The organism is Ruegeria sp. AB11 (genome assembly GCF_056536325.1).
This window is the reverse complement of sequence record NZ_JBQFJO010000001.1, coordinates 747,976-762,508: the sequence shown is the minus strand read 5'-3', so window position 1 is coordinate 762,508 and position 14,533 is coordinate 747,976. Positions and strand designations below refer to the sequence as shown.

Annotated in this window: 17 protein-coding genes; 9 read left to right on the top strand and 8 right to left on the bottom strand. The window is 53.6% G+C overall.

The genetic code is table 11. The features are described from left to right. Window positions 1–70 precede the first annotated feature (70 nt). Together ACR3EJ_RS03925 and secB are read left to right on the top strand one after the other, a co-directional pair. Complete coding sequence (locus ACR3EJ_RS03925) at window positions 71–571, top strand: FxsA family protein (RefSeq protein WP_170542520.1); 501 nt, start codon at window positions 71–73, stop codon at window positions 569–571. Between the two features lie 54 nt (window positions 572–625). Then, the gene (secB, locus tag ACR3EJ_RS03920; protein ID WP_170542522.1) at window positions 626–1,126 is read left to right on the top strand and encodes a protein-export chaperone SecB; all 501 of its coding nucleotides are present in this window, start codon (window positions 626–628) and stop codon (window positions 1,124–1,126) included. 25 nt (window positions 1,127–1,151) lie between these two features. Here the strand turns inward: secB and dnaQ are convergent, their stop codons facing one another. From dnaQ to ACR3EJ_RS03900, 4 genes are read right to left on the bottom strand one after another with little or no spacing between them, the layout of a single operon-like run. Next, window positions 1,152–1,874 (bottom strand): DNA polymerase III subunit epsilon, encoded by a 723-nt coding sequence (dnaQ, locus tag ACR3EJ_RS03915; protein WP_170542524.1) that lies wholly within the window; start codon window positions 1,872–1,874, stop codon window positions 1,152–1,154. Next, window positions 1,867–2,460 (bottom strand): dephospho-CoA kinase, encoded by a 594-nt coding sequence (coaE, locus tag ACR3EJ_RS03910; protein ID WP_170542526.1) that lies wholly within the window; start codon window positions 2,458–2,460, stop codon window positions 1,867–1,869. Before coaE ends, dnaQ begins: the two co-directional genes overlap by 8 nt. Next, window positions 2,457–3,290, bottom strand: a complete 834-nt coding sequence (locus ACR3EJ_RS03905) for a shikimate dehydrogenase (protein WP_170542528.1) — start codon at window positions 3,288–3,290, stop codon at window positions 2,457–2,459. The genes coaE and ACR3EJ_RS03905 overlap by 4 nt, the downstream gene beginning before the upstream one ends. Beyond that, entirely contained in the window at window positions 3,287–3,886 is a 600-nt protein-coding gene (locus ACR3EJ_RS03900) for a nucleoside triphosphate pyrophosphatase (RefSeq protein WP_170542530.1), read from the bottom strand. The genes ACR3EJ_RS03905 and ACR3EJ_RS03900 overlap by 4 nt, the downstream gene beginning before the upstream one ends. A 405-nt stretch (window positions 3,887–4,291) precedes the next feature. On the opposite strand from ACR3EJ_RS03900, the gene ACR3EJ_RS03895 reads away from it, so the two are divergent. From ACR3EJ_RS03895 to ACR3EJ_RS03865, 7 genes are all read left to right on the top strand, one after another. Next, window positions 4,292–4,741: a CopD family protein gene (locus ACR3EJ_RS03895; RefSeq protein WP_170542532.1), complete on the top strand. Its 450-nt coding sequence runs from the start codon at window positions 4,292–4,294 to the stop codon at window positions 4,739–4,741. A gap of 126 nt (window positions 4,742–4,867) precedes the next feature. After that, window positions 4,868–6,139 carry a transcription termination factor Rho gene (gene rho / locus ACR3EJ_RS03890; RefSeq protein WP_010442979.1) on the top strand — a complete coding sequence of 424 codons (1,272 nt, stop codon included), beginning with the start codon at window positions 4,868–4,870 and terminating at the stop codon, window positions 6,137–6,139. A 30-nt stretch (window positions 6,140–6,169) separates the two neighbouring features. Then, window positions 6,170–7,456 carry a tRNA uridine-5-carboxymethylaminomethyl(34) synthesis GTPase MnmE gene (gene mnmE / locus ACR3EJ_RS03885; RefSeq protein ID WP_170542533.1) on the top strand — a complete coding sequence of 429 codons (1,287 nt, stop codon included), beginning with the start codon at window positions 6,170–6,172 and terminating at the stop codon, window positions 7,454–7,456. Window positions 7,457–7,468: 12 nt separating this feature from the next. Further along, on the top strand, window positions 7,469–9,337 hold the full coding sequence (mnmG, locus tag ACR3EJ_RS03880) for a tRNA uridine-5-carboxymethylaminomethyl(34) synthesis enzyme MnmG (RefSeq protein ID WP_170542535.1): 1,869 nt from the start codon (window positions 7,469–7,471) through the stop codon (window positions 9,335–9,337). Further along, complete coding sequence (gene rsmG / locus ACR3EJ_RS03875; RefSeq protein ID WP_170542537.1) at window positions 9,334–9,957, top strand: 16S rRNA (guanine(527)-N(7))-methyltransferase RsmG; 624 nt, start codon at window positions 9,334–9,336, stop codon at window positions 9,955–9,957. Before mnmG ends, rsmG begins: the two co-directional genes overlap by 4 nt. Further along, window positions 9,950–10,753, top strand: coding sequence for a ParA family protein (locus ACR3EJ_RS03870; protein WP_170471099.1), 804 nt, complete (start codon window positions 9,950–9,952; stop codon window positions 10,751–10,753). Before rsmG ends, ACR3EJ_RS03870 begins: the two co-directional genes overlap by 8 nt. Window positions 10,754–10,773: 20 nt before the next feature. Then, window positions 10,774–11,667: a ParB/RepB/Spo0J family partition protein gene (locus tag ACR3EJ_RS03865; RefSeq protein ID WP_170542539.1), complete on the top strand. Its 894-nt coding sequence runs from the start codon at window positions 10,774–10,776 to the stop codon at window positions 11,665–11,667. On the opposite strand, the gene ACR3EJ_RS03860 is transcribed toward ACR3EJ_RS03865, so the two are convergent. The 4 genes from ACR3EJ_RS03860 to rph are packed head-to-tail and all read right to left on the bottom strand — an operon-like array spanning window position 11,657 to window position 14,482. Further along, window positions 11,657–12,010, bottom strand: a complete 354-nt coding sequence (locus ACR3EJ_RS03860) for a YbaN family protein (RefSeq protein WP_170542541.1) — start codon at window positions 12,008–12,010, stop codon at window positions 11,657–11,659. The two genes, ACR3EJ_RS03865 and ACR3EJ_RS03860, sit on opposite strands and share 11 nt — an antisense overlap. 3 nt (window positions 12,011–12,013) lie before the next feature. Continuing rightward, window positions 12,014–13,168: a radical SAM family heme chaperone HemW gene (hemW, locus tag ACR3EJ_RS03855; RefSeq protein WP_170542543.1), complete on the bottom strand. Its 1,155-nt coding sequence runs from the start codon at window positions 13,166–13,168 to the stop codon at window positions 12,014–12,016. After that, complete coding sequence (gene rdgB / locus ACR3EJ_RS03850) at window positions 13,158–13,772, bottom strand: RdgB/HAM1 family non-canonical purine NTP pyrophosphatase (RefSeq protein ID WP_170542545.1); 615 nt, start codon at window positions 13,770–13,772, stop codon at window positions 13,158–13,160. The genes hemW and rdgB overlap by 11 nt, the downstream gene beginning before the upstream one ends. Beyond that, complete coding sequence (gene rph / locus ACR3EJ_RS03845) at window positions 13,769–14,482, bottom strand: ribonuclease PH (protein ID WP_170542547.1); 714 nt, start codon at window positions 14,480–14,482, stop codon at window positions 13,769–13,771. Before rph ends, rdgB begins: the two co-directional genes overlap by 4 nt. Window positions 14,483–14,533: the final 51 nt, after the last annotated feature.

The window sequence follows — 14,533 nt, the reverse complement described above, 5'->3', positions numbered from 1 at the left end:
CCTCAAGCCACTATGTAGGTGACAGTTGGGCGCAAGTCCACAGCCCGGCACATGCTAAAGGATACCGCAAATGTACCTGTTCTTGGCTTTTTTATTAGTTCCGATCATTGAGATCGCCCTTTTCATACAAGTTGGCGGGCTGATCGGACTATGGCCAACGCTTGCAATCGTAGTCCTGACCGCCGTTCTTGGCACTGTATTAGTCCGGACACAAGGTCGCACGGCATTGGCCAATCTACAGCGATCCTTTGCCGAATTGGACGACCCGACCGAACCGCTTGCACATGGGGCTATGATCCTTTTGTCGGGTGTATTGTTGTTGACCCCCGGATTTTTCACCGATGCGGTTGGTTTTGCATTGCTGGTTCCGGGCATCCGCGTTGCTGTGTTCCGCTACCTGAGGTCCAAGGCGACCATCACCCAATTCCAGATGGGTACCGGCGCGCAGTTTCGATCAGGTCCTGACCGGTTCAATCAGGACGACGTTATTGATGGTGAATTCACTGAAGTCCGGCCGCGTAACGAACCCGGAAAGCCCTCTAAATGGGTGGAAGGTCCGCACCAGCATTGAGGTACCGCACCCAAATTGATAAGCAGTGTCGAATTTCAATTCCGGAGTAGATAAATGGCCGAAGAAGACGCCAAAGAAAACACAGCGGCACAAGCCGCACCACAGGTTCAAATGCGCGTCCTGGGGCAATTCATTCGTGATATGTCCTTTGAGAACGTGATGGCGCAGAAAGGCGTCTCAGGCGATGTACAGCCAGAGATTTCGGTTCAAGTGAATCTGGATGCCAAGAAGCGCCCGACCGAGCATCAATTCGAAGTTTCGATCAAGCTGAAGCTAACTTCCAAAGCCAAAGGCCTGGAAGACGTATTGTTCCTGTGTGAGATCGACTATTGCGGGTTGTTCCACGTGGAGGGCGTGCCCGAGGATCAAGTGCATCCGTTCCTTATGATCGAATGCCCACGCATGCTGTTCCCCTTCCTGCGTCGCATCGTCAGCGACATCACTCGCGACGGTGGGTTCCCGCCGGTCAATCTGGATAACATTGATTTCGTGGCGCTTTATCGCAACGAACTGGCGCGCCGTCAGGCCGCACAAGCGCAGAAACCCAACGCTTAAGACATTGACCCGCGGCTGGTTAAGATCAGGCGCGGGTCCACAGGGCATTGTCGCCCAGTTTTTCCACAAATTCCTGATGTGCTGCGCGTTCATCCTCGGTAATCCGGGGTGGCAATGCATTGGGTCGTGCCGTTGGGCGCCATTCTTCTCCGCCTCCGGCCATCGCGGTTGTAGTTGCCGACAGGCCGAAATCAGGCTGACGTCCTCCGATCAGCTCCAGATACACTTCTGCAAGGATCTCCGAGTCCAGAAGCGCCCCGTGTAACACCCGGTTCGAATTATCGATACCAAACCGACGACACAACGCATCCAGCGAGGCGGGCGAGCCCGGGAACCGTTTACGCGCTATGGCCAGTGTGTCGATTGCCTGATCCATGGGAATCAGTGACGCGCCCATCCACCTCAACTCGGCATTCAGAAACTTCATGTCGAACGAGGCGTTGTGGATCACCAGCTTGGCATCGCCCACAAAATCGCGAAATCCTTGCCCAACCTTGGCAAAGACAGGCTTGTCCTTAAGCGTCACTTCGCCTTTTTCCGGCGGGCGTGGATTCTCCAGCAAGTCGGGGCCGATTCCGTGAACCCCGAACGCCTCATCAGGCATTGAGCGTTCCGGGTTGATATAGACATGATAGGTCTCTCCCGTGGCCACGTGGTTCCACAGCTCCACTGCGCCGATCTCAACAATCCGGTCACCGCTTTCAGGATCAAACCCGGTGGTCTCGGTATCGAGTACAATCTCACGCATCTGTCATCCCCGCCCGAATCTGCCTGATCACATCCTGCACCTGCACGCGGGCATGGTCCAGACTATCCGTTTCAATCACAAAATCAGACCGGGCACATTTCTCGTCATTAGTCATCTGTTTGGAACGGATCTGCTCAAACTGTTCCTCAGTCATCGTACCACGCGCCATGACGCGTCGTTTTTGTTCATCAGCCGGAACCCGGACACAAGCCACAGCGTCCATTACAGTTTCACCGCCGGTTTCAAACAACAATGGAATGTCAAACACCAGGATATCGGCTGAGGTCGCTGCACGAAACGCCGCGCGATCCTCGGCAACCAAAGGGTGTACGATATTCTCAATTATTTTCAATGCATTAGCATCATTCGAAATGATCTTTTTTAGAGCTTCGCGGCTAACGGCTTCCTTCACAATCGCAGATGGAAACGCGTTGCGCATGGGCTCAACTGCAGAACCACCCTTTGCATAAAGCCGATGGACCGCCGCATCCGCATCCCAAAGCGCGCACCCTTCATCTGCGAACATCTGAGCGGTCGTGCTTTTGCCCATCCCGATTGATCCGGTGAGCCCGAGTGCAAAACTCATGCCAAGGCCGCCGCGCGCGTTTCGGCATCAACTTCAGGACGGACGCCGAACCAGCGTTCAAATCCGGGAACAGCCTGATGCAGCAGCATTCCCAACCCGTCGACAGTGGTACATCCCGCCTCTTCCGCCTGTTGCAAGAGACGCGTTTGAAGCGGTGCATAAACCAGGTCGGTGACAACAGCGCCGGGTTGCAATCCGTCCAGCGGAACGCGCAGTTCCGGCTGCCCTTGCATACCCAACGAAGTCGTATTGACGACCAGTTCGGCATTCTCGATCACGTTTCCTGCCTGCACCCAATCCACGACTGTGATCCGCTGGCCGAATTCTTCTTTCAAATGATCGGCGCGCGCGCGCGTGCGGTTTGTCAGCAAGATTTCTGGCACGCCAGCCTCTGCCAAAGCCTGCAAAACAGCACGGGCGGCACCACCTGCACCAAATACAACCGCCGGACCATCCGCCGGGTTCCAATCCGGCGCACCCGCGCGCAGATTTGCCATGAAGCCGTACCCATCCGTATTGTCCGCATGAATCGAGCCATCCTCGCGGAATACAAGTGTATTTGCCGCCCCGATGACCGAGGCCCGATCCGAGACGTGATCTGCCAAGCGCAAAGCCGCTTCCTTGTGCGGCACAGTCACATTGGCCCCAACAAACCCGGCTTTGGGCAGCGTGTGCAGAACAGTTTCCAGATCGGCCGGCGCGACATCCATCGGGATATAATGCCCTGCCAACCCATAGGTTTTCAGCCAATGACCGTGCAGCTTTGGTGACCGGGAATGCGCAACCGGATGCCCAATCACTCCGGCCAGAGGAATTCGATGGTCCGTCATTGATCGATCACTCCCTTCACGGCCAGAAAATTAAGCAGCTCCAACAGGGGCATACCCAAGACGTTAAAATAGTCGCCGTCAATGGTAGCGAACAGACGTGCACCTTCTTCTTCCAGCTTATAGGCCCCTACCGCATGACGAATGCTTTCCCAGTTGCGCGCCACATAATCGCGCAGATAGGCATCCGAGCTGGCCCGCATCCGCAGGCGTACCTGACCGACATGCCGCCAGATCGGCTCACCATCCTGATAGATCACCGCGGCGGTCAGCAACATATGCCGCTTGCCGCGCATTGCTTTTAGCTGCGCCAGTACTTCTTCCGGCGATTCCGGTTTCGACAGAAGCTGACCATCGAAGTCCAGAACCTGATCACAGCCCAGAACCATGGCACCCGGAACCTTGTCACTAATTTTACGCGCCTTCATCTCGGCCAGTGCATCAGCGATATCGCGGGGCGATGCCCGCTCGGCCAATAGCGAACGCTTGGCCGTATCTTCATCCACACGCGCGATCTGAACTGAAAACGGGACGCCCGCGTTTTTTAGCAACCGGGCCCGGATCTCGGACCCCGAGGCAAGGACTATGGGGACAGTCATGTGGAAAACCCCGTGTGCAAATCATTGAGTAGTCTTGAACGGTTTGTATGACTTTCCGGTTGACACGCAACCCCGGGATTTTGGCCCAAAAGCTTCCCCGAGTCGCCCGGACCCTGTCCAGACGGGACAAGGATAAGTCGAAAAGTTCGGATAAACAGGCTATCCCAAGATACCCTATTGGTTATCCACAGATGATATTATGAATGATCATCTTAAGTATCTGTAATTATGTTTTTTTTTAGAAATATCAATAGATCCTACAGCTCAGATAATTGTTTTGTCCACCTGGGGAAAAATGCAGGACAAAAAAGTAATCCACCGATTTTGATCTCCCTACAAAACCATCTTCCTTTTTCTTTCTTTATTTTTTTATTAGGAGGGTTTCAGGCAAATCCGGGGAACCCAATGACCGACATTCTTTTCGCAATATACCCTTGGGTGAAATCACTGCACATCATGGCGGTGATTTCTTGGATGGCCGGGTTGTTCTATTTGCCCAGACTGTTTGTGTATCACGTCGAAAAAGCGCAGGCCGTGAATGGTGCGCAGGAAATTTTCTTCGAAATGGAAGAAAAGCTGATGCGCGTGATCATGCGCCCCGCAATGATCGTGGCCTGGGTCTGCGGGCTGATCATGGTGTTCACGCCCGGTATCGTCGGATGGGATTGGAGCTGGCCTTGGGTCAAAGGTGCAGCTGTGATCGGGATGACCTGGTTTCATCATTGGTTGATGGCCCGGCGCAAGGACCTTGCTGAGGGGCGAAATAAGCTCACTGGGCGGCAGTATCGCATGATGAATGAGGTTCCGACCATTCTGATGGTTGTGATCGTTCTGGCGGTCGTTCTGAAGTTCTAAGGGCCTGTTTGACTCTTCTCAAGTAAGCGCTTATCTATCGCGTAACGCGCCCGTCCGGGCGAGGTATCTTCCGTTCTGAATTTCCACTCTGGTGCCGCGGTCCAAGCGGCCGAGGTTCGTATCATCATGACAACTGAATCCCTGAATCTGGCTGACCTTAAGGCCAAAAGCCCTAAAGACCTGCTCGCCATGGCCGAGGAGCTTGAGATCGAGAACGCCTCGACCATGCGCAAAGGCGAAATGATGTTCCAAATTCTGCGCGAACGCGCGGATGAGGGATGGACCATCGGTGGCGATGGCGTGCTGGAAGTGCTGCAGGACGGCTTTGGCTTCCTGCGCTCGCCCGAGGCGAACTATCTACCAGGCCCAGATGACATCTATGTTTCGCCCGATATGATCCGCAAACACTCATTGCGGACCGGGGATACGGTTGAAGGTGAGATCAAAGCGCCTGACGAAAACGAGCGTTACTTTGCGCTGACCAACGTCACCAAGATCAACTTTGAGAACCCGGAAAAAGCCAAGCACAAGATCCTGTTCGACAACCTGACGCCTCTGTACCCAGATGAGCGTCTGAAAATGGAAATCGAAGATCCGACCATCAAGGACAAATCGGCCCGCGTGATCGATCTGGTTTCACCGATTGGTAAAGGTCAGCGTTCGCTGATCGTGGCGCCACCGCGGACCGGTAAGACGGTGATCCTGCAGAACATCGCGCATTCGATCGAGCAGAACCACCCGGAGTGTTATCTGATCGTCCTACTGATCGACGAACGCCCGGAAGAAGTGACCGACATGCAGCGCTCGGTGAAGGGGGAAGTTGTGTCTTCGACCTTCGATGAACCTGCAACGCGCCACGTGGCCGTATCCGAGATGGTGATCGAAAAAGCGAAGCGTCTTGTCGAACATAAACGAGATGTTGTTATTCTTCTCGACTCGATCACAAGACTTGGTAGAGCGTTTAACACCGTGGTGCCTTCCTCGGGTAAAGTTCTGACCGGTGGTGTAGACGCAAATGCCCTTCAACGGCCCAAGCGCTTCTTTGGTGCTGCGCGGAACATTGAAGAGGGTGGTTCGCTGACCATTATCGCCACCGCACTGATCGACACTGGTAGCCGGATGGACGAGGTGATCTTCGAAGAGTTCAAAGGCACAGGTAACTCGGAAATCGTTCTGGATCGCAAGATCGCAGACAAACGTGTGTTCCCTGCCATCGACATCCTTAAGTCTGGTACCCGGAAAGAGGACCTGCTGGTCGATAAGGGTGATTTGGCCAAGACCTTCGTTCTGCGCCGCATCCTTAACCCGATGGGTACGACCGATGCGATCGAGTTCCTGCTGTCGAAGTTGAAACAGACGAAGACAAACGGCGAGTTCTTCGATTCGATGAACACCTGACACAGGTCTTAACGAACGCGAGGCCTTCGAATGGATACGATATTCGCCTTGGCCAGCGCGCAAGGCAAAGCAGGGGTGGCGGTTATCCGCCTCTCTGGTCCGCATGCGCATTCTGCGGCCAACATTTTGGCCGGTGGAGGCCTGCCATCACGCGGGATGACGGTTCGGACGCTTAGCGCCGCCGATGGGACGCGGTTGGATGAGGGTTTGGTCCTGACCTTCAAGGCGCCCTCCAGCTTTACGGGCGAGGACGTGGCCGAACTTCAGATTCACGGCAGCATGGCTTCGGTTAACGCCGTATTGGCATCTTTGTCGGATATAGATAATCTCCGTCTGGCAGAGCCGGGTGAGTTTACCCGGCGCGCTTTGGAAAACAGTAAGATGGATTTGGCGCAGGTCGAAGGCCTTGCAGATCTGATTGACGCAGAAACTGAAGTGCAGCGGAAACAGGCGCAAACAATTTTGGCAGGTGCTTTAGGCACTTTGGCTGAAGGGTGGCGGCGCGATCTGATCCGTGCGGCATCCTTACTTGAGGCTGTGATCGATTTTGCCGATGAAGAGGTGCCCACAGATGTAACGCCCGAAGTCCGCACATTGATTTCAGGTGTCATGGGAGAATTGACCCAAGAGGCGAAAGGTGTTCGCATCGCTGAGCGGATCCGCTCTGGCTTTGAAGTTGCCATTGTTGGTCTTCCAAATGCAGGCAAGTCGACTTTGTTGAACGCCTTAGCTGGACGCGAGGCGGCTATTACGTCTGAATATGCCGGTACGACGCGGGATGTGATCGAAGTGCGTATGGATCTTGCAGGATTGCCAGTTACTCTGCTTGATACAGCCGGTTTGCGAGAAACCGAAGATCATGTCGAAAATCTAGGGATCGAGTTGGCCCGCAAACGGGCAGATGCTGCTGACTTGCGTGTATTCCTAACGGATACACCTGACGATTTAGGCATTCAGATGCAGGAAGATGACATTCATGTTTTGCCAAAATCTGACTTACGAGCAGCTGATGGGCGTGGGATATCCGGTAAAACCGGGCAGGGAATTGACCACCTTATCGACAATATATCGTGTATCTTAAGTGATCGGGCTACTAGTCATGGTATTGCGACCCGCGAGCGCCATCGCGTTGCGATGATAAAGGCAGCGGAAGCGTTGGCTGCGGGACAGACGGTTCTGGAATCGGGACCAGATATGTATGATATAGCAGCTGAGGAACTGCGAACAGCCATTCGCGCTCTTGAATCTCTGGTTGGACGAATAGATGTCGAAACCCTTCTGGATGAGATCTTTGCTAGTTTCTGCTTAGGTAAGTAAGGAGTGTTTCACGTGAAACATTCGAAATTTGATGTTGTCGTTATCGGTGCTGGGCACGCAGGTACCGAAGCCGCACATGCAGCAGCGCGCATGGGCGTTAAAACTGCTTTGGTGACTCTGTCTGAACAGGACATCGGTGTCATGTCGTGTAATCCGGCGATTGGAGGGCTAGGTAAAGGACATCTGGTTCGAGAGATCGATGCACTTGATGGTGTAATGGGGCGCGTCGCGGATCGTGCAGGTATTCAGTTTCGTTTGTTGAACCGGCGCAAAGGCCCGGCTGTTCAGGGCCCCAGGGCGCAAGCAGACCGAGCCCTTTACCGGGCTGCCATGGCAGAAGAAACTGAGAAACAAGACAACTTATCGGTTATCACAGGGGAAGTAATTGACTTCCTGATGGACGGTCATCGTGTTGTCGGAGTTAAGCTAGCAGACGAATCTGAGGTTCCGGCGCAGGCGGTCATTTTGACGTCTGGAACATTCTTACGCGGAGTAATCCATATCGGGGACGTGTCTCGTCCCGGAGGTCGTATGGGCGATCGCCCATCAATTCGGCTGGCAGAGCGCTTAGATGAGTTTGCATTGCCCATGGCGCGGCTGAAGACTGGTACGCCTCCCCGACTGGATGGCCAGACCATAAACTGGGATATATTAGAACGTCAGGATGGCGACGCGGAGCCAACCCTGTTTTCATTCATGTCTAGGTCGGTGACAGCCCCACAAATTGCATGTGGTATAACTCACACGAACGCACAAACGCATGAGATTATAGAAAAAAATCTATCGCGTTCTGCCATGTATGGCGGGCATATCGATGGTGTCGGCCCAAGGTATTGCCCGTCCATTGAAGATAAGATCGTTCGATTTGCGGACAAGGAGTCCCATCAGATATTCTTGGAACCGGAAGGGGTTCAGGATAATACAATATACCCAAATGGTATTTCTACCTCGTTGCCGGAAGATGTTCAGGTTGCCTACGTTCAATCGATTGTTGGACTAGAACATGCAAAAATCCTGCAACCAGGATATGCGATCGAATACGATTATGTTGACCCGCGTATCCTGTCGGCATCTTTGTCCGTTCCTGATGTGCCTGGTCTATATCTTGCGGGTCAGATCAACGGTACTACAGGATATGAGGAGGCGGCTGCACAAGGCTTGGTCGCCGGGTTGAATGCTGCGTTAGAGGTGCAGTCTCGAGCGCCCTTCTATTTTACCCGTTCAGACAGCTACATCGGGGTGATGATTGATGATCTTACCACCCGCGGGGTTGCTGAACCTTATAGGATGTTCACGTCACGGGCTGAGTTTCGGCTATCCCTCCGTGCTGATAATGCGGATCAAAGACTGACCCCGATAGGGGAGGAACTGGGCTGTGTTGGGGTGCAGCGCCGGGGCCTATTCGCGACTAAGCTCGAAAAGCTAGCGGCTGCCAAGGCCAGTCTAACTGCGCGAACGTATACTCCCAAAGAAATTCTGGCTGTAGGGATTAATGTCAATCAGGATGGTAATCGTCGCGACGGGATGGCTGTACTCGCCTTTCCTGACGTGTCTTTTGAAAATATTGTCCTGCTTGAACCTGAATTGGAAGGGACAGAGAGGGAAATCCGCCGTCAGGTTGAACGCGATGCCTTGTATGCAAACTACATAGCGCGCCAGCAACGTGATGTTGAAGCAATGAAGCGAGACGAGGCCCATGAAATACCTCGGGATTTCAACTATTTTGGGCTGGACGGATTATCGTCGGAAATGAAGCAAAAGCTGTCACAAGCCAAACCAGCCAATATTGCTCAAGCTGGTCGCGTTGAAGGTGTGACACCGGCTGCATTGACTTTAGTCCTGGCTAAGCTCCGGCGCGACGTGAAAGCTCGTAACGCATGAAAGATCAAGACGTTGCCATCGCTGAGAAACTGAATGTTTCACGTGAAACATTCGAACGTCTCGCAATCTATGTTGCATTGCTTGAGCGTTGGAATCCGAGAATCAATCTAGTTTCAAGGAACAGCCTAAAGGATATCTGGATTCGTCATATTCAAGATTCAGTTCAAGTATTCAGAACATCAAAGCCTGTAGATCATTGGGTTGATTTAGGCAGCGGCGGCGGGTTTCCCGGAATGGTCTGTGCTATTATGGCAATAGAGTCCACACCAGAAACCCGATTTACGCTGGTTGAAAGTGATCAGAGAAAATCAGCATTTCTTCGAAATGTGGCCCGGGAATGCGGGGCGAAATGCACGGTCTTAGCACGAAGAATTGAAGCAATTGATCCCTTGGGTGCGGATATCTTGTCGGCTCGGGCATTAGCGGATTTGACCACCTTATTATCTTTTTGCGACAGGCATTTAGGTGAAAATGGCGTAGCTTTGTTGCCAAAAGGCGCAACCTGGAAAAAAGAACTTTCAGACGCACGCAAGGAATGGAATTTCGACGCCGAACCTATTAAAAGTCTTACAGAACCTCAGTCTGTTATCCTGAAAATCAAAGGAGTTGCGCGTGGTTGATCTGTCTCGTCCGGCCGGGCCTCGGATAATCGCGGTTGCCAATCAAAAAGGCGGGGTGGGGAAAACCACGACAGCAATCAATCTGGCAGCTGGGTTGGCCGAGGCAGGTTGCAAGGTTTTGGTCGTAGATCTGGACCCTCAGGGCAATGCCTCAACGGGATTGGGGGTCGAAGATCGCGATTGGACAACCTATGATCTAATATTGGACGACGCATCGTTAGAAGCAGTGGTACAAGAAACAGAAATTAAAGATCTTTTTGTAGTTCCAGCCACCGTTGACCTAAGTTCAGCAGATATTGAGTTGATCTCGAATGAGAAACGCAGCTATCTATTGCATGATGCGCTGCGCCAGAAGGCGATCGACTCGTTTGAACTGGATTTTGTTCTGATCGATTGTCCGCCATCTTTGAATTTGCTCACTGTAAACGCCATGGTAGCAGCTCATTCTGTCCTTGTGCCCTTGCAAAGCGAGTTCTTTGCGCTCGAAGGCTTGTCGCAGTTGATGCTGACTATCCGCGAAGTACGTCAGACCGCGAATCCTGACCTCAGGATCGAAGGTGTTGTGTTGACCATGTATGACAACCGCAACAACTTGTCCCGTCAGGTCGAAAAGGACGCTCGTGACAATCTTGGTCAGATGGTATTTAAGACCAAGATACCAAGAAATGTGCGGGTCAGCGAGGCGCCATCATATGCGCTTCCTGTACTGCAATATGATTCGGGCTCACTCGGGGCGATGGCATATCGGCATTTGGCGCGAGAAGTCATGCATAAGAACAACAAAGTAGCCATCTAAATGGCCGTCAGGAGGGCAACATGAATGCCAGGAAAGGAAAACCCCGAGGACTAGGTCGCGGATTGTCGGCATTAATGGCTGATGTGGCACCAGAAGCAGATGGTCGTATCTCGTCGGAACCTCGCCGCCCCGACCTTAAAGTGCCGATTGAGAAGCTGCAGGCAAACCCGGATCAGCCGAGACGTCGATTTGCGCAAGAGCAGCTGGATGAACTTGCCGCATCAGTCAAAGAAAAAGGCATTATTCAACCTTTGATTGTGCGCAGTATAGCAGGTGGCCAATATGAGATTGTCGCCGGTGAGCGCCGGTGGCGCGCCGCTCAGATGGCGCAACTCCATGATATTCCAGTAATTATTCGCGAATTTGATGATACCGAGGTGCTCGAAGTCGCGATTATCGAGAATATTCAGCGTGCTGATCTGAATGCCGTGGAGGAAGCGGCAGGATTCAAGCAGTTGATGGATCGCTTTGGACACACGCAGGAAAAACTTGCCGAAGCTTTGGGTAAAAGCCGAAGCCATATTGCCAACCTGTTGCGTCTGCTGTCTTTGCCAATGGATGTGCAAACACTTGTGATTGAGGGGAAATTGTCTGCCGGTCATGCAAGGGCCTTGATCACAGCAGAAGATCCTTCGGAATTGGCCAAACAAGTAGTGCGTGACGGTCTTTCCGTGCGGGCTACTGAAGCGCTGGTCAAAAAACAACAAGATGGTCCGGATAAGCCAGCACTGAAATCCAGAAATCTAAATGCTGGGAAAGATGCAGATACGCGCGCCCTCGAAAAGGATTTGTCAGCTATTCTGGCAATGAAGGTCACCATCAACCACAAACCCGGATCAGAAACGGGGCAGGTGGTTTTGTCTTATGAAAATCTTGATCAGCTGGATGATCTTTGCGCAAAGCTTAGCCGCTAGGGCGGGTCCAGATAAAAAGCATGACGCCGCTTAGCACAACGGCCTGAATGATCAGGACGTGTGAAGGCATGGACAGCAACACCGACAGGCCAAATACGGCGGCAACCGACAGGGTGGCCGCCTTTTTTGCGCCAGGCCTAATTACGCCCGAGCTCTGCCAGTCGACAATTAGCGGACCAAAGGTCTGATGGGTTAGCAGCCAATTATGTAGCCTTGATGAAGAGCGCGCAAAGAAAAATGCCGCGAGCAGAAGAAACGGCACTGTTGGAAGCAAGGGTAAGACCACTCCAACCATGGCGAGCGCGACGCAGACCAACCCCAAACCAGCCCAGAGATATTGCATTTGTTACTCCAATAGCTCTCGGATAACGGCATTGAGAACGGCGCGGCCCTGAGATGTGGCGCGTAGCTGGCCGTCTTCCAGGATCAACATGCCCAGATCGGCCAGCGTATCAAGTTTTTCCTGCGGCAGGTCTTCGCCCGAGAGTTGCTTGTATCTATCTATATTTAGGCCCTCTGCAATCCTAAGGCACATCATAAGGTATTCAAACGCTTGTTCACGCTGTGTTAGTTCGAACCGGTTGCTTTCTCCACTTCCATTTTCAACGGCGGCCAGCCATTTGGTTGGCGAAAGAAAGGTCTCGGTCGCAAATTTGTGGCCATCAAGGGTGATCCGCCCGTGTGCACCTGGCCCGATACCCACGTAATCACCATAGCGCCAATAGATCAGGTTGTGCTGAGACTCCGCTCCGGATCGGGCGTGGTTTGAGACCTCATAAGCGGGTAAACCATGGGCCTCGCATATCTCTTGCGTGGCCAGATACATATCCGCCGCGCTGTCATCCTCGGGCAGACCGCGGAGCTTACCAACTGCATAGCGATCTCCGAACGCCGTACCCTCTTCGATGGTGAGTTGATAAAGCGACAGGTGATCGATCGCCATCGACAGGGCCTCGGCCAACTCAGCGCGCCACGCGTCCAGAGTTTGATGTTGTCGGGCATAGATCAGATCAAAACTGACACGGTCAAAGCAGCTACGGGCAATATCAAAAGCGGCGCGGGCTTCAGCCACGGTGTGAATGCGACCCAGGCGGCGCAGGTCATCGTCGTTGAGGGCCTGCACACCCATTGAAATACGGTTCACACCTGCATCGCGATAGGCTGCAAAGCGACCGGCCTCGACTGAGCCAGGGTTGGCTTCAAGTGTGATCTCCATATCGTTGGCGGGGCGCCAGAGGGCGTGGGCCTCGTCGATGATGGCAGAGATGGTGTCCGGCGCCATCAGCGAAGGCGTGCCACCGCCAAAAAAGATCGTGTTAAGTACCCGACCTTGCGTTTCACTGGCTGCGCGCTTTAGCTCGTTCAGATAGCTATTAAGCCATTGTTTCTGATCAATATTTCTTGAAACATGGCTGTTGAAGTCACAATAAGGGCACTTGGCCTCGCAAAAGGGCCAATGCACATACAGGCCAAAGCCCCCGTTGCGCCAATCATCCGCCAAAGCAGCCTTTCACGAACATTTCCACCGCGCGGCCACGATGGCTGATCTTGTTCTTTTCCCAACGATCCATCTCGGCAAATGTAATGTCGTGTCCTTCTGGGACAAACATCGGGTCATAGCCAAAGCCATCCTTGCCACGAATTGGCCATGTCAAATGGCCAGGGACCACGCCCTCGAACACCTCGTCATGCCCGTCAGGCCAGGCCAGAACCAGCGTACAGCGGAATTGCGCTGTGCGAGGGTGGGCAGCGCTCTTCGCTTCCAGCTCGTTATATGCGCGGGTCATCGCCATCAGAAAATCACGGCCATTGCCGGTTTCTGCCCAATCGGCGGTGTAGACGCCCGGCGCGCCATCCAGCGCGTCGATGGTGATTCCGGAATCGTCCGACAGGGCGGGCAGGCCGGTGGCTTGCGCGGCGGCGTGGGCCTTAATCCGGGCGTTGCCGACGAAGGTATCCTCTGTCTCTTCTGGTTCAGGCAGGGCCAATTCACCAGCACCCACGACGGCAACACCAAAGGGTTCGAGGAGATGTGCCATCTCCTCAAGCTTGCCTTTGTTGTGCGTGGCGACAAGCAGCTTGTCCCCGTTGAACTTACGAGTCATGCGGTGGCAGCTTTCTGTGCGGCAGCCAGTTCAGCCACGCCCTTTTCCGCCAGATCCATCAATTGGTCCATCTGTGCGCGGCTAAAGACGGATCCCTCGGCACTCATTTGCACTTCGATTAGTTTGCTAGAGCCGGTCATGATGAAGTTGCCATCGACGCCGGCCTCACTGTCCTCGGGATAGTCGAGGTCCAAAACTGGCTGACCCGCGTAGATTCCGCAGGACACGGCGGCGACGGGATCAACCAAAGGGTCCGAAATAACATCGCCTGTTTTCATCAGCTTATTCACTGCCAGACGCAACGCCACCCAACCGCCAGTGATCGATGCACAACGTGTGCCGCCATCGGCCTGAATTACATCGCAGTCGACAGTGATCTGGCGTTCACCCAATGCAACTCGGTCTACACCGGCACGCAGAGCACGGCCGATCAGGCGTTGAATCTCTACGGTGCGGCCACCTTGCTTGCCGCTTGCCGCTTCACGCCGCATCCGCGTATTCGTCGCGCGGGGCAGCATGCCGTATTCGGCGGTGACCCAGCCCAGGCCCGAGCCTTTTATAAATGGTGGAACGCGGTCCTCGATCGTGGCGGTGCACAGTACATGGGTGTCACCCATCTTGATCAGGCAGGAACCTTCGGCATGTTTGGTAAAGCCGGTTTCAATTGAAACGGCGCGCATTTCGTTTAGATCACGTCCTGAGGGTCGCATGGAAAATCCTTTGTTTGCTGGGTTGGGGATACCGCTCTGCAGCGTTACGAT

Excerpts from the sequence above, each read along its gene's own strand:
- ACR3EJ_RS03925 (WP_170542520.1), top strand. The coding sequence starts at position 71 with ATGTACCTGTTCTTGGCTTTTTTATTAGTTCCGATCATTGAGATCGCC.
- ACR3EJ_RS03865 (WP_170542539.1), top strand. The coding sequence starts at position 10,774 with ATGAATGCCAGGAAAGGAAAACCCCGAGGACTAGGTCGCGGATTGTCG.
- ACR3EJ_RS03900 (WP_170542530.1), bottom strand. The coding sequence starts at position 3,886 with ATGACTGTCCCCATAGTCCTTGCCTCGGGGTCCGAGATCCGGGCCCGG.
- rsmG (WP_170542537.1), top strand. The coding sequence starts at position 9,334 with ATGAAAGATCAAGACGTTGCCATCGCTGAGAAACTGAATGTTTCACGT.
- dnaQ (WP_170542524.1), bottom strand. The coding sequence starts at position 1,874 with ATGCGTGAGATTGTACTCGATACCGAGACCACCGGGTTTGATCCTGAA.
- secB (WP_170542522.1), top strand. The coding sequence starts at position 626 with ATGGCCGAAGAAGACGCCAAAGAAAACACAGCGGCACAAGCCGCACCA.
- rph (WP_170542547.1), bottom strand. The coding sequence starts at position 14,482 with ATGCGACCCTCAGGACGTGATCTAAACGAAATGCGCGCCGTTTCAATT.
- ACR3EJ_RS03895 (WP_170542532.1), top strand. The coding sequence starts at position 4,292 with ATGACCGACATTCTTTTCGCAATATACCCTTGGGTGAAATCACTGCAC.
- rdgB (WP_170542545.1), bottom strand. The coding sequence starts at position 13,772 with ATGACTCGTAAGTTCAACGGGGACAAGCTGCTTGTCGCCACGCACAAC.
- mnmE (WP_170542533.1), top strand. The coding sequence starts at position 6,170 with ATGGATACGATATTCGCCTTGGCCAGCGCGCAAGGCAAAGCAGGGGTG.
- ACR3EJ_RS03860 (WP_170542541.1), bottom strand. The coding sequence starts at position 12,010 with ATGCAATATCTCTGGGCTGGTTTGGGGTTGGTCTGCGTCGCGCTCGCC.
- coaE (WP_170542526.1), bottom strand. The coding sequence starts at position 2,460 with ATGAGTTTTGCACTCGGGCTCACCGGATCAATCGGGATGGGCAAAAGC.
- rho (WP_010442979.1), top strand. The coding sequence starts at position 4,868 with ATGACAACTGAATCCCTGAATCTGGCTGACCTTAAGGCCAAAAGCCCT.
- ACR3EJ_RS03905 (WP_170542528.1), bottom strand. The coding sequence starts at position 3,290 with ATGACGGACCATCGAATTCCTCTGGCCGGAGTGATTGGGCATCCGGTT.